This is a genomic window from Marinomonas sp. BSi20584, assembly GCF_002792415.1.
GTDB classification, from domain to species: Bacteria; Pseudomonadota; Gammaproteobacteria; order Pseudomonadales; family Marinomonadaceae; genus Marinomonas; species Marinomonas polaris.
In genome coordinates, this window is record NZ_KZ454898.1 from 41,704 (window position 1) to 55,358 (window position 13,655).

Sequence of the window (13,655 nt, forward strand, 5' to 3'; positions counted from 1 at the left end):
TTATGGGATTCAATACTGCATTATCTGGCATTAAGGCCTCTGCCGATTATTTAAGTGTTACAGGTAATAATATTGCCAACGCCGATACTACAGGCTTTAAAAAGTCACGTATTGAGTTTGATGATCTTTATAACACCAGTGTGCTTGGTGCCGGAAGTGGTAATAATATCGGTTCAGGTGTGAGCGTGAGTAAAGTCTCTCAAGAGTTCTCGTCGGGAAACTTATCTTATACTGATAACAACTTAGATCTTGCTATCGATGGTAGTGGTTTTTTTGTTATCGATGCTGGGATTGCTAATGCTTATACTCGTGCCGGTAATTTCAAGCTGGATGAAAATGGTTTTTTAGTTACCAATAGTGGTAACAATGTCCAAGGGTTTAATGCAGTAGATGGTGTGGTTGGTGGAAATTTAGCTGATTTGAAAATCCCAACCGATCGTATTCCGCCTGAGCCTACTACTTCAATGAGTTTGAAAGTCAATTTGGACTCTAAAAACGAAGATGTTCCACCTTTTATTAAAGCTATATTTGACCCCAATGATCCTGATACATACAACTTTACGCAAACGCAAGGGGTTGTTGATGGGAATGGGCAGTCGCATATAGTGACGTATTATTATGCTAAAGGTGAATTGCCAAATACTTATAAAGTGCATGCAACGGTTGATGGTAATTTAACGGATGATGCGGGATTGCCTTTTCTTGCTGAAACTTACGCTACCTTCAATACTGCCGAAGGTGGTACAGACTATAATGGTGATGGTGTTGAGGAACCTCCATTTTCACTTCTCTATGTGGGGCCGAATGAGCCTAATTCTGTTGATGTGGCGACAGGTACTAAGGCACCGTTAGCTGTTAGTGGGACATTGGGGGGCGCAGCTATTACGGCTACGTTGACACCTGAGGAAATTCGAGATTCAAGTATCGTTTCTCGTGAGGCTTTTGATCCACTGAACCCAGATACCTATTCGTATGGTAATACTCGAACAACTTATGACTCTTTAGGGGAGTCTCATACTTTGGGGTATTATTTTATAAAGCAGGGTGAAAATAATACTTATGAACTGCGTGTCACTATGGATGGTGAGGAAAGTTTTGTTGACCCAACAACTGGGGAAGATGCTCGATATCTGGAAAAGAATACCGCGGTTTCTTTTGATGCAGCAGGTAATCTGATGGGGGTGTATCGTGGTATATCGCCTCTTGGAATTGAACAGCCAGTTCCTCTAGAAGTAAGAGGGATTGATCCAACAAATCGAGAGCGTATTACGCAGCTTGATTTGGCCGGTTCAACGCAATTTGCGCTAGCTAATACTGATACTTTTGAGCAGAACGGTTTTTCTGCTGGAGAGCTACAAGGTGTGTCCTTTGATAGTGATGGCTTGTTGATAGCCAATTATACCAACCAACAAACGGCAACACTTGGCCAGATTGCCTTGGCAACATTTGATAGTACTGACGGTTTGATGCCGTCAGGTCATACGATGTGGGTGGCAACGAAAACTTCGGGGCCTGCTGATATTGGCCGACCTAACAGTGCAACTCTAGGTAAAATTGCAGGCGGTGCGTTAGAAGAATCTAATGTTGATTTGACCGCTGAACTTGTTGCCCTTATAGAGGCGCAGCGTAATTACCAAGCTAACAGTAAAACATTAGAAACAGAAAATACTGTTACTCAGACGATAATAAATCTGCGTTAATTTTCTGGAGAGAGAAGATTTGTGGCCGAATCAGCCTTGCTGTTTCGGCCTTTTTTTTGGATTTTTTATTACTTTTATAAGTTGGTACGTTTTTTGATAGTAGTTATCTTAGTTATATAAATTCTTCTGGGAGAATTGTAGTGGATAAGGCCTTATATTTGGCAATGAGTGGTGGCGTACAAACCATGAATGCTCAAACAATACACGCTAACAATTTGGCGAACGTGAGTACAACAGGCTTTCGTTCAGATTTCGAGCAAGCTCGCTCTATGCAGGTATATGGTGACTATCATCCTAGTCGTGTCTATGCGATGACGGAGAACCCAGCAACGCGTTATACGCAAGGCGATATGATACAGACAGGCCGCAATTTGGATGTTGCCGTTGCTGGAGATGGTTTTATTGCTGTTTATGATGAAAGTGGGCAAGAGGCTTATACTCGAGCTGGTGATTTTCAAATTAATGCCGCAGGGCAATTAGTAACAGGAAGAGGTTTGCCAGTTGCTGGTGTAGGTGGGCCTATTTTTTTGCCACCTGCTGATAGTATTAACATTACCGCTGATGGTTCTATTTCTATTGTTCCTCAAGGTGGCGCAAATAACGAAGTTGCGGTGCTAAACCAGATTAAATTGGTTAATCCTGATAAACAAAATTTACGCAAAGAAGAAGACGGATTGATTCATTCACGTGATGGTCAAGCGTTAGACCCTGATCCGAATGTGCAATTGGTCAGTGGTTTTATCGAAGGTAGTAACGTGAATGCGGTAGAAGAGATGACGCATATTATGAACTTAGCGCGCCGCTTCGAAATGAACGTGAAGATGATGGATACCATTCGAGATAACGCAGACTCTTCAGCTCGTATACTACAGCGTACGTCTTAAGAGCAATCTGCAAGTGCTTAACAAATAACGTAAAGAATTTAACGGAATTAAATAAGAGGCTTTTATGAATTCAGCATTATGGGTCAGTAAAACCGGTTTGAGTGCGATGGATAAGCAGTTAAACGTAGTAGCCAACAACTTGGCAAACGTTTCGACAACTGCATTTAAGAAAGATAGAGCTGTATTTGAAGATCTGATGTACAAAACCGTACGTGCACCGGGTGGTTTGAGTGCTCAGAACGCGGAATTGCCATCAGGTTTGCAGTTAGGTACTGGTGTAAAAGTTGGAGCAACGCAAAAAGACTTCTCCAATGGCGACTATAATATGACGGATAGACAGCTTGATATTGCTATTCAAGGGAAAGGTTTCTTGCAAGTGTTACAACCAGATGGAACCATTGCTTATACACGTAATGGTAGTCTTCAATTAAATAGTCAGGGACAGCTTGCGACATCGGGCGGCTTGGTGGTTGAACCCGGGATTCAAATTGATCCTGATGTGATTGAAATCATGATTGCAGAAGATGGTGTTGTGTCTGTGCGTAAAAATGGCGATGCTGATGCTCAGCAGGTCGGTGCTCTTAATATTGCTGGTTTTATAAACCCAACTGGGTTAAGTGCTTCAGGGCAGAATATTTTTACTGAGACAAATGCTAGTGGTCCGCCATTAGTTGGTGTACCTGGAACTGACTCATTAGGTACTATAGCTCAGGGAATGCTTGAGGCCTCCAACGTCAATTCTATTGAAGAACTTGTCAATATGATCACGACGCAGCGGGCCTATGAAATGAACTCAAAAGTCATAGCATCTGCCGATGGTATGATGAGCTTTGCAATACAGCAGTTATAGTAACGTGTGGAATATGATGAAGATTAAATTTGCGTTCTTGGTTTTGTTAAGTGCTTGTTTGTCTGGTTGTCTCTCTTGGGATGTTAACGAACAAGCGGTTGCCAATGCAGCAGCGGCTGGAGCTGCGGCGGCTGCAACGGATGCGGTTATTGACGCAGTTGCTGGTGATAATAGTGAAACACCAGCAGAGCCTTCATCAGATGTTCCGCGTAAAGGTTTTGTACCAGATCCTAATGATCCATTAAATGGACCTAGTATTAGTCAATCCATTCAGTCGGATGATCCTTATTATGCGCCAGTGTACCCGAATGGTATGAATCCTTCGCAAGCACCAACTGGCGGTATTTACCAGACCAGTATGGGGGATGTATTTTTCGGAGATCAGAAAGCCAGTAAAGTGGGTGACATCTTAACCATTAATTTGAATGAAACGACGACGTCAACGAAAGCTAATGCTGCAACTGTTTCTAAGTCCTCTTCGGCAACGATTGAAAATCCGACAGTATTAGGTCAAGAGTTAAAAGTAGATACAACGCTCCCTCAGCAAGGAACTGATTTTTCAGGAAATGCATCGGCGAATCAAAATAATAGTTTAAGTGGAACGATTTCGGTGACTGTCTATAGAGCCTATCCAAATGGCTTGTTGGCAGTGCGTGGAGAGAAATGGCTACGTTTAAATCAAGGAGACGAATACATTCGTTTCTCTGGGGTGGTGCGTAAACAAGATATCTCTCCAAACAATACAGTAGAATCTGAACGTGTTGCGGATGCGAGAATTACGTATTCTGGAACCGGAGATGTTGCCGCAGGAAGCGAGCAAGGTTGGGTGAGTCGTTTACTTAACTCTAGTGATATGCCTTATTAATTTAATGATCTAACAACTGAGAGGTTTGCTCCTTTCAATAGGTGATGTGATGAAGCACATAGCGCTAATTGTCTTATATTTTTTATCTTTTTCTGTTCAGGCTGAGCGTCTGAAGGACATTGCTAGTGTTCAGGGCGTCCGAGAAAACCAATTGTTTGGTTATGGCTTGGTGATTGGTCTTAATGGAACAGGTGATAGTACAGCTTTTACCAATCAGAGCTTTGCTAGTATGCTGTCTCGTTTTGGTGTGACCTTGCCAGAAGGTGTGAATGCTACGTCTAAAAATGTTGCAGCGGTCTCTTTAACGGCTACTTTGCCTGCTTTCTCTAAACCAGGTCAAAAAATTGATGTGACAGTTTCATCTATTGGCAACGCGAGTGCGTTACGTGGTGGGACGCTACTTTTATCCACATTAAAAGGTGCTGATGGCGCGGTTTACGCGATTGCTCAAGGCAATTTAGTTGTTGGTGGTTTGGGTGCCAATGGGGCTGATGGGTCGCGAACCACAAGCAATGTCCCTACAGTTGGTCGTATACCCAATGGCGCAAGTGTAGAGCGTATCGTTCCCAGTAGTTTTAATACGGGTGACACCTTGACGTTTAACCTTAATCGCCCAGACTTTACAACAGCAAAACAAGTCACTGATAAAATTAATAATCTTTTAGGACCAGGTGTGGCGACGACACTAGACGCTACATCGATTAGAGTGTCTGCACCAAGAGATTCGAGTCAGCGTGTTACGTATTTATCGATACTTGAAAATCTAGATGTTGAGGTTGCTGAAGAGCGTGCGCGCATCGTGGTTAACTCTCGCACTGGAACCATTATAATTGGTCAGCACGTTAAAGTATCTCCAGCTGCGATTACGCATGGAAGCTTGACGGTGACTATCAAAGAAGTGCCGCCGGTTGTTGGAAAAGATGGCACGGTTACAGGTGGACAGACTATCGTGTCGCCACGAGAAGGCATTGAAATCGCGCCAAATAGCGGTCATATGTTTGTGTTTGATCCAGGCGCTTCGCTCAACGACATTGTTCGTGCAGTCAATCAAGTTGGTGCTGCGCCAGGTGATGTTATGGCGATCTTGGAAGGCTTAAAGCAAGCCGGTGCGATTAACGCTGATTTAGTGGTGATATAGGCTTGGTTATGAACTCAGTACCGCCAAAGCAAGATTTTTTTGCTGATTTTTCTACGCTAACCGATTTAAAGACCAAGGCGCAAAAAGATCCTGATGCTGCGTTAAAAGACGTTGCTCAGCAGTTTGAGTCTATCTTTATTAATATGCTGTTAAAAAACATGCGTAGTACGAATGAAGCGATTGGTAGCGGCCTGTTTTCCAGCGCTCAAACCAAGCAATATCAAGAGATGATGGATTCACAGATGTCTCAGAGCATGGCTCAGTCTGGTGGTATTGGACTATCCGAGGCTCTGATTCGTCAGTATCAAACTCAACAGCAAGGTCGGAGTAGTTCGCCTGAAGCGAAAGAGCGAGGAGATACTGATTTTTTGAATCAGGTCGCCAAACAAGACTTGGTTCGAATTCAAGCTTTGGCCCACCGCGCTTCTACTGAATTTATACAATCAGTTCAGCAGGAGGTGGAGCAAAAATCCCTAAATGTTTCCTCTACGGGGTCTTCTTCTGCACCCTCAGCACTTTCTGTGGTGTTCGGGTCGCCTGATGAGTTTGTTGAAAACCTATGGCCACATGCTCAGCATGCCGCCGAGAAACTTGGTGTAAATCCCAAAGCAATATTGGCTCAAGCAGCATTAGAGACGGGGTGGGGGAAATATCCGATTGCTAAAGAAGACGGCGCAGCGAGTTTTAATCTATTCGGTATAAAAGCGGATAATCGTTGGCAAGGCGATAGGGCTGTTGTAAATACCTTAGAGTTTCGTGATGGTGTGGCCAAGCGTGAAAAAGCAGCGTTTCGTGCTTATGATTCTTTTTCGCAAAGCTTTGATGATTATGCGAATTTTTTATCTTCTAGTGAGCGGTATAAAGACGCCTTGCGGGCTGGGGATGATGCGTCAATGTTTGCCGCTTCTTTGCAAAAAGGCGGCTACGCAACGGATCCAAAGTACTCTGAAAAAATCGACAATATCCTTTCAAGTAAGTGGTTTCAAGGTTTGTAATAATAAAGCCACTCAATTCTCAGCGTTGGTAAAGTTCTTGCATTAATAGCCGATAGAGCTAAAGAAGAGCTCAAGGTTATTTTTGAAAAACGTACTAGGGGTGTGAGCTATGGGCTCAAATTTATATTCAATTGGTTTGTCTGGACTACTGTCTAGTAATGCCCGTATTAATACGACTGGGCAAAATACAGCCAATGTGGATACAGAGGGCTATAGTCGTCAAAGAACCGATACCGCTAGTTCGCCTGTTGGTGGCGTTGTGCTTCGTGATACCTCGCGCCTTGTTGATAATTTTGTTAGCGCTCAGGTACGATCTGATACTTCAGACTTTTCCTATTATGATACCTACCATTCTTTGATGGCTATGTCTGATAACTTGTTAGCTGAAGATAGTATTTCTCTCTCTGGTTATTTGGATAAAGCTTTTAGCGCGTTGCAGGCTGCAAATAATGATCCTACTTCATCATCGTTAAGACAGCTTGCACACTCTAGTTTGAATAACCTGGTTGGACAGTATAAAGCACTTTCTAACATGGTTAGTGGTCAAGAGAGTCTGGTTGATCAACAACTGACAACATCCTTAGCTGACATTAACTCTATCACTACTAGAATTTCTAATTTGAACGTCAAAATACTCAGAGAAGAGGGGTTGTCAATTTCTCCTGCAAATGAGTTACGAGACCAGCAGGAGCTGCTAGCGAAAGATCTTTCTAAGTATTTGGACATCAATGCGCAATTTAATGACGATGGATTAATGACGATTCAGCTAGCCAATGGTCAACCATTAGTGATGGATCAAACACCAACAGAATTAAAGGTGGTTCCTAATCAGTTAAACCCAAAAAAGATTGATTTGGTCGTAAGTTTTGGTGATTACAATGTCGCTTTAAAAAGCGATAGTCTTGGTGGTAGTGTTGGTGGTTTAGTGGATTTTCGCTCTGAGTTTAGTGAATATGCAGATCGTACTCTAGGTCAGAATGCTATTGCTATATCGGATGCTATGAATATGCAGAATGGTAAAGGTCTTGATGCGAACGGAGATTTTGGTAAAGACTTGTTCTCGTTGGAAGATATAAGTGTTTATTCTAGCGCTGATAATACTCATAAATTATCTGATTTTTCCGTTAGAGTATCAGCAGGAGAAGCCTCCAAAATCACTACAGATACTTATGAATTCACCAGAACAGACGATAATCGATTTGCGATAAAAAAATACGACTTAAACGGTAATGCTGTAGGTAAGTCGACAATATTTGACCCTTCTAATATGACTCCAGATAGCAATGGCTATTATAAAATTGAAGAGTTAGGTTTAGATATTAGGGTGAAAGATTTTAATATTATCGATCACGATGATGTCTTTAGCTTTGCCCCTTCAGCGGGGGCGGCAGCGGGCTTAAATTTGAAAATTAAAAGTGGCGATAATATTGCCTTGAGTGCGCCTGTAGGTGTGTCTACGAGTTCGGATAATTTATCCGAGGCCAGAATATCTTTATCTTCTGTTACAAATACTAAACCAGCGACTTCTGCGTTTGCATCTGATGGCTCTCTGTATCCTAGTGCTCCTCATTCAATTTATTTTACATCACCTAATTCATATGTCGTTCGTGATGCTTCTGGGGTGGAGATTGCCTCAGTAGATAATGTTTTTGAGTATACAGATTTACTTGAAAAGGCTGGATTGTCCAAAGATGCTGGGTTTGATGTGTCTGTATCATCTAAGCCACAGTCAGGCGATGAGTTTTCTATCAGTACGGATGAAATTGGCCAATCTGATAATTTTAATGGATTGGCGTTAGTGGATTTACAAAATCAGTCGTTAGTGGAAGGAAAAGCGAGTTTAGTCAAAGCATTTGCGGGTTTTATTTCCTATGTTGGAGCAAAAACAGCTGAAGTGGCTGGTCATGCAGAATCTAGTGAAGTGATTATGAACGATAGTGTCAATCGTCGCGACAGGTTGTCGGCGGTGAGTCTTGATGAGGAGGCGGTGAATCTTATGAAATACCAACAATCTTATTCCGCATCTGCGCAAGTTGTTACAGCTGCTCGTACGACGTTTGAAACTTTACTAGGGATTATGAGGTAAGTTTATGCGAGTGACGAATAATTTAATTTATGGTCAGTCGAGCCGGGCGATTGGCCAAGCAAATGAAAAAATCCTTAGCGCTCAAGAAAAAATTTCGGCACAAACTGATATTGTTAGACCGAGTGATAACCCTGTGGGCGCTAGTCAAATATTGATGTATGAAGGTAATAATAATCGCCTAAAAATTTTTGACGAATCTATTAAAATGGCTACGAGTCATCTTGAATATCAAGAAGTAGCGTTAGATAGTTTGAATGATTCTATGGATGATGCTCACTCTCTTCTTATCCAAGCGCAAAATGATGCGAATACTCAAGCCGATATCGATGCAATTGTTCAAGAGGTTGCTTTGATTACAGAATCAATGGCTGAGTTAATGAATTCTAAAAGTGCTGATGGGAACTATATCTTTGCAGGGACTGATACGCAGGGACCACCATTTATTTTAGATGGTCAAGGTCGTTATCAATGGGCCGGCAATGAAGGGCAAAAGTATGCCCAAATATCCGAGAATATGAAAATACCTGTTACTGATTCTGGGAAAAAACTCTTTCAGGATATTTGGACTAGTCGTACTTTTTCTGCGCAATTATTAGCTGGGGATGTATCGTTTTCTGCTAAAGTAGAGAATCAAGGAGATTTCGATAAATTTATGGAGGATAACTATGACCCTGAAAATCCTCTTTCGAATGTATTTACTATAACCACGACACCAATTGTTCCGGCAGGAAATACTCCGCCAGTTGTTGCTGGCGCGAATCTAGGGGCAGACTCGAAAGAAGATTTAGACAGACAGCGAGCCTTTGATGGTACTCCAGGAACCTATAGCATCACTAATAATTTAGGTGAGGTGGTATCTTCTGGATTGTATACAGCAGGTAAGCCAATTACTTTCAGTGGTATGTCATTTCTTATGAGAGGTGCGCCAGGAGCGACGGCTGGTATTTCTTTAGATAAACCTAGGCGTGATAATGTATTAAACGAAATTAATGATACTCTTGCTGTGCTAAGTGATAATAATTCTACAAAGGGACAGCGAGAAGCTGCTTTCTCTGATGCTACTACCAGTATTAAAAATGCTCAGCGTATGGTAAGTGAAGGGCGATCCTCAGTAGGGTCTCGTTTGAATATTCTTCGAGATAAAGAGAATTTTAGTTCAGCAAATCAATTATCGAATGCCGTTACTCAAGATCGTGTTGGAGGGTTAGATATTGCCGCCGCGGCGACAGAATTATCTATGAAAGAATCTGCACTCAGCGCTTCACAAAAAGTGTTTACTCGTATGAGTAATCTTTCTCTATTTAATAAAATGTAAGCTCTAGGGTGTAAGGTAAAAGATGTCAGTATTTAAAATGGAGTCCTGTTTTGGGGCTGATATCAATGTTGGGTATTTCGACATACATGAAATACTTGATATCTTAGAAATTAAAGATAAGGTTGTTGGAAGTAAGCGTGTTCAAAGCCTTATAAAACTCCATGGTAGAAAAGATCGAATTGTTGGTATCGCTATGCGCCAACTAGCATTTGATTTATTGCGTCCAACATTAGATTCTGAATTCCTTCCTTATGATCCGTATTTTTCTGATGGTAAATTATTAAATAGCCGACGCGAGCGTCTTTATGATGCACAGGAGCGGTTTCTTATTTTGTGCATGTCTATTGCGAGCGGTCGCTCTGTCAGAAGTCTTAAAAAGCTTAATCCTGATCTAAACACAAAAGAGTTACGTAGTAAGCATGGCAGAGGTCAAAGCCTTTTTCGCTACTTTAGACAAGAACTAAACGAGCAGACAAGAGAATATATCCTTAGTTACAAAGCTCGAATGGATAAAAGTGGTGACTTAAATAAAGAGGCTGCGATTGATAGCTCAAATCCGGCTGTGGAAGTGGAGCAACAAACATTAAAGTCTGCAGTGCTTAGAAAAACGCCAGTAGAAAGTAAATTCATTCCTACTTCATTTGATGATGAAACGGCCACAGCGCTTAAAATATTTCAGGATGGGTATTCTTTACTGTCTACTCAGGTGGAGCGCTTTAAGCGTGGTGACCAGCTAGAAATACTAGAGCTTATGAAGTTTTGTCGTCGACTTATTGAGTCTCACACTCGTAATAATTTTTCGCTAATGGCAATACGTCATATAAAAGACGCTTCAATTTATTTAGAACAGCATGCTATGGGTATGGCTGTACTTGGTATTCATTTTGCCAAAGCAATGAAATTATCGAGTGCTTATGTTGAGGTGATTACGCTTGGCGCATTGTTGTTTGATTTGGGGCGCTTTCGTTTACCGATAGCCATGGTAACAAAAACCACAAAAATGACGGATAGCGAGTTTGATTTATTTCGTAAACATATCCAGTTCGGAGAGCAAATATTACAAAAATGCGACGGCGTTCCTAAGGCGGTTTATCAGATGCTGTCTGATCACCATGAAAAAATTGATGGCTCAGGTTATCCTGCGGGTAAACAAGATCAAGAAATTTCAGTCTATGGGAAAATAGCAGCGATCATTGATGCCTATGATGCCATGACATCAGAACAACCTCACAAACCTTCTATAGGGCCAATTAAAGCATGTCAGCAGATGCGTAAAGAGTCGGGTCTAGCATTCGATAAACAACTGCTTGCGGTCTTCTTAAAAAGCATTGGCAGTATTCCTGTTGGCTCTTGTGTGTCTTTATCTAACGGGCGTATTGGGTTCGTTTTGACATTGAATAAATCGTTCCAGCCTTCTTTAATTCGTCAGGTTTATAGTGCTACAAATAAGGCGTTTGTTGAAGCTTCTGATATTGAGTTAAATAAATCTGCTAACTTAAGGACGGAGGTGAGAATAGAAAAAGAGGTGGATCCTCAAGTATTTGGTTTGCAGTTTATTAATCATATTTCATAATTTCACCGTTCACCGTTCACCGTTCACCGTTCACCGTTCACCGTTCACCGTTCACCGTTCACCGTTCACCGTTCACCGTTCACCGTTCACTGGGAAGTAGATCGTTAGATGTCTATGTATTTTTTATGTCTTTTTTAAGTCTTTTTCGTGTTTTTCACTTTTATTCTTAAAGTTATTTACTCTGAGTTCGATAACTGTAGGTACCGCTTTTTTTGAGTTAAGAAAATGTAAGAAATTCAAAAAAAGTATAAAAAAATATTAAAGATCAGCGCCAAGGTGTCGATAACTTTAATAAGAGACAAAAACCAAATAACTAATTAAATCAAAAGGTTGTCTCGTTAAAAAAATGTTTTTAGGAGAGATAAAATGGCTTTATATGTAAATACAAATGTATCCTCGCTTAATGCTCAGCGATCGCTTACTAGTTCAAGTCGAGATCTTGATACTGCTTATCAGCGTTTATCATCAGGTCTTCGTATTAATAGTGCAGCAGATGATGCAGCGGGTCTTCAAATATCAGATCGTTTGACTTCACAGATTAATGGTTTGAACCAATCTGTACGAAACGCAAATGATGGTATTTCTTTAGCTCAAACAGCCGAAGGTGCTATGGATGAAACGACAAGCATGCTCCAACGTATGCGTACCTTGTCTATCCAGGCTGCAAACGGCTCAAACTCAGACAAAGACCGTGTTGCTCTACAACAAGAGATGGCACAATTATCCAAAGAAATTAACCGTATTGCAGACACAACTACATTTGGTGGCGCTAACTTATTAGATGGTACTTTTCAAGGTGTTTTCCAAGTTGGTGCTGATGCAAACCAAACTATCAGTTTTACTTTGCAGTCTGGTGGTCCCAATCAATCTATTGATTACTTGGGGAATAATGGTTTTACCATGTCAGGACTTTCAAGTCAGGCTCAAGTACAGGTTGACGTAACAACGGCATCTGTTTCTAGTATGTTGAATGCTCAGTCTATGATTGGAATCTTGGATAATATGATATCTGCGGTGGATTCTAAGCGAGCAGAGCTAGGTGCGATACAAAACCGATTTAGTTCTACAATTACTAACTTGAGTAATATTTCTGAAAACGTATCTTCAGCTCGTGCTCGAGTTCGAGACGCCGATTTTGCTCAAGAAACAGCTAACCTTACTAGTCAGCAAATTTTGCAGCAGGCAAGTAGTACTATTCTTGCTCAAGCAAATCAGCGCCCTCAGACTGCATTATCTTTATTAGGTAATTAATTTATACAAAATAGCATGATGTGAAGCGGCACTAGATTGCAGCTTTTGCAAACGATTCGAGTTTGTCTCGGAAAATGGGCTACTTCTCTCTCCTAGAGGTGCCTTTTATGCCGGGTGATTTTTTCACCCGGCTTTTTTTTGCCCAAATAGCGTGTTTTGTGTGCGTTTTGGGTGGTTTTGGGGAGGAGTTTTATGTGGTGTTGAGGCTTATGTCGCAGGCGATTATTGAGTAAACAGATCACGATATGTGTGTTGTTTTGCTCTTGATCGGCTTTGAGATAGGCTTTTTTGATCAAGTCTTTTCAAGAGCTTGGATCGTTTTTAGTGAATATTTCAGCGATGTGTCTGTGTCTTAAATGCATTGCTGGGTCTTGCGAGAAACTATAGGTGATTTTACTAGGTTTCAGTAGTCAAGGCTCGCTGCTAAAAAATGAAGAGTACTGAATAGAACAGGCTCTAGCGAATTGAAATGTGTCGAATGCATGTTGGCGATGTCTTGTTCCGTTAGGTCGCATGAGCAATGGATTTTTTATTGACAGCACAGCTGCGTATTTTTTCGCAGCCTTGATTGGCAAATTAAACGTGTTGATTTTGAGCAGTTGAGATGGATGACAGATTTCTTTTTTAACCTTCTGAATAGATTGCGACTGTGAACGTGGCGTGGTCATTCACTGGCTCAAAAGTCGGTTTTCCAACCTATTTACATCAGGGAAAGCTTGTGGGTAAAGAGTGGGCGAAATTTCGTTTTTCTAATCTTTCGAACGGCACAGCTGCGTCTTTTTTTCGCAGCCTTGATTGGCAAATTAAACGCGTTGATTTTGAGGAATTGAGTTTGATGACAGGTTTCTTTTTTTACCTTCCGAATAGATTGCGGCCGTGAACGCGGCATGGTCATTCGTGGACGCAAAAGTCAGATTTACATCAGGGAAAGCCTGTGGCTGAAGAGTGGGTAAAATTTCGGTTTTCGGATTTTTTGAACGGCACAGCTGCGTCTTTTT

General features: G+C 41.4%; 11 protein-coding genes. 10 read left to right on the forward strand and 1 reads right to left on the reverse strand.

Annotation, left to right across the window (positions count from 1 at the left end):
* Positions 1-2: 2 nt before the first annotated feature.
* The 10 genes from TY87_RS20755 (at position 3) to TY87_RS20800 (ending at position 12,657) form a co-directional block, all read left to right on the forward strand.
* On the forward strand, positions 3-1,700 hold the full coding sequence (locus TY87_RS20755; protein ID WP_100188509.1) for a flagellar hook-basal body complex protein: 1,698 nt from the start codon (positions 3-5) through the stop codon (positions 1,698-1,700).
* 140 nt (positions 1,701-1,840) lie between these two features.
* Complete coding sequence (flgF, locus tag TY87_RS20760; RefSeq protein WP_100188510.1) at positions 1,841-2,584, forward strand: flagellar basal-body rod protein FlgF; 744 nt, start codon at positions 1,841-1,843, stop codon at positions 2,582-2,584.
* Positions 2,585-2,648: 64 nt separating this feature from the next.
* The gene (gene flgG, locus TY87_RS20765) at positions 2,649-3,434 is read left to right on the forward strand and encodes a flagellar basal-body rod protein FlgG (protein ID WP_100188511.1); all 786 of its coding nucleotides are present in this window, start codon (positions 2,649-2,651) and stop codon (positions 3,432-3,434) included.
* 13 nt (positions 3,435-3,447) lie between these two features.
* Complete coding sequence (locus TY87_RS20770) at positions 3,448-4,299, forward strand: flagellar basal body L-ring protein FlgH (RefSeq protein ID WP_100188512.1); 852 nt, start codon at positions 3,448-3,450, stop codon at positions 4,297-4,299.
* Between the two features lie 49 nt (positions 4,300-4,348).
* Positions 4,349-5,437, forward strand: a complete 1,089-nt coding sequence (locus TY87_RS20775) for a flagellar basal body P-ring protein FlgI (RefSeq protein WP_072842064.1) — start codon at positions 4,349-4,351, stop codon at positions 5,435-5,437.
* Between the two features lie 8 nt (positions 5,438-5,445).
* Positions 5,446-6,432, forward strand: a complete 987-nt coding sequence (gene flgJ / locus TY87_RS20780) for a flagellar assembly peptidoglycan hydrolase FlgJ (RefSeq protein ID WP_100188513.1) — start codon at positions 5,446-5,448, stop codon at positions 6,430-6,432.
* Positions 6,433-6,541: 109 nt separating this feature from the next.
* Positions 6,542-8,518 carry a flagellar hook-associated protein FlgK gene (flgK, locus tag TY87_RS20785; protein WP_100188514.1) on the forward strand — a complete coding sequence of 659 codons (1,977 nt, stop codon included), beginning with the start codon at positions 6,542-6,544 and terminating at the stop codon, positions 8,516-8,518.
* Positions 8,519-8,522: 4 nt separating this feature from the next.
* The gene (gene flgL / locus TY87_RS20790; protein WP_100188515.1) at positions 8,523-9,833 is read left to right on the forward strand and encodes a flagellar hook-associated protein FlgL; all 1,311 of its coding nucleotides are present in this window, start codon (positions 8,523-8,525) and stop codon (positions 9,831-9,833) included.
* 22 nt (positions 9,834-9,855) lie between these two features.
* The gene (locus TY87_RS20795; protein ID WP_100188516.1) at positions 9,856-11,406 is read left to right on the forward strand and encodes an HD-GYP domain-containing protein; all 1,551 of its coding nucleotides are present in this window, start codon (positions 9,856-9,858) and stop codon (positions 11,404-11,406) included.
* Positions 11,407-11,772: 366 nt separating this feature from the next.
* Complete coding sequence (locus TY87_RS20800; RefSeq protein ID WP_100188517.1) at positions 11,773-12,657, forward strand: flagellin N-terminal helical domain-containing protein; 885 nt, start codon at positions 11,773-11,775, stop codon at positions 12,655-12,657.
* Positions 12,658-13,460: 803 nt separating this feature from the next.
* On the opposite strand, the gene TY87_RS22835 is transcribed toward TY87_RS20800, so the two are convergent.
* The coding region (locus TY87_RS22835) for a hypothetical protein (protein ID WP_232617199.1) at positions 13,461-13,655 on the reverse strand (195 nt) is incomplete at its 5' end.

Bases quoted from the DNA above. Each gene is read 5' to 3' on its own strand.
- TY87_RS20755 (WP_100188509.1), top strand. From the start codon at position 3: ATGGGATTCAATACTGCATTATCTGGCATTAAGGCCTCTGCCGATTAT.
- flgG (WP_100188511.1), top strand. From the start codon at position 2,649: ATGAATTCAGCATTATGGGTCAGTAAAACCGGTTTGAGTGCGATGGAT.
- TY87_RS20770 (WP_100188512.1), top strand. From the start codon at position 3,448: ATGATGAAGATTAAATTTGCGTTCTTGGTTTTGTTAAGTGCTTGTTTG.
- TY87_RS20775 (WP_072842064.1), top strand. From the start codon at position 4,349: ATGAAGCACATAGCGCTAATTGTCTTATATTTTTTATCTTTTTCTGTT.
- flgJ (WP_100188513.1), top strand. From the start codon at position 5,446: ATGAACTCAGTACCGCCAAAGCAAGATTTTTTTGCTGATTTTTCTACG.
- flgK (WP_100188514.1), top strand. From the start codon at position 6,542: ATGGGCTCAAATTTATATTCAATTGGTTTGTCTGGACTACTGTCTAGT.
- flgL (WP_100188515.1), top strand. From the start codon at position 8,523: ATGCGAGTGACGAATAATTTAATTTATGGTCAGTCGAGCCGGGCGATT.
- TY87_RS20795 (WP_100188516.1), top strand. From the start codon at position 9,856: ATGTCAGTATTTAAAATGGAGTCCTGTTTTGGGGCTGATATCAATGTT.
- TY87_RS20800 (WP_100188517.1), top strand. From the start codon at position 11,773: ATGGCTTTATATGTAAATACAAATGTATCCTCGCTTAATGCTCAGCGA.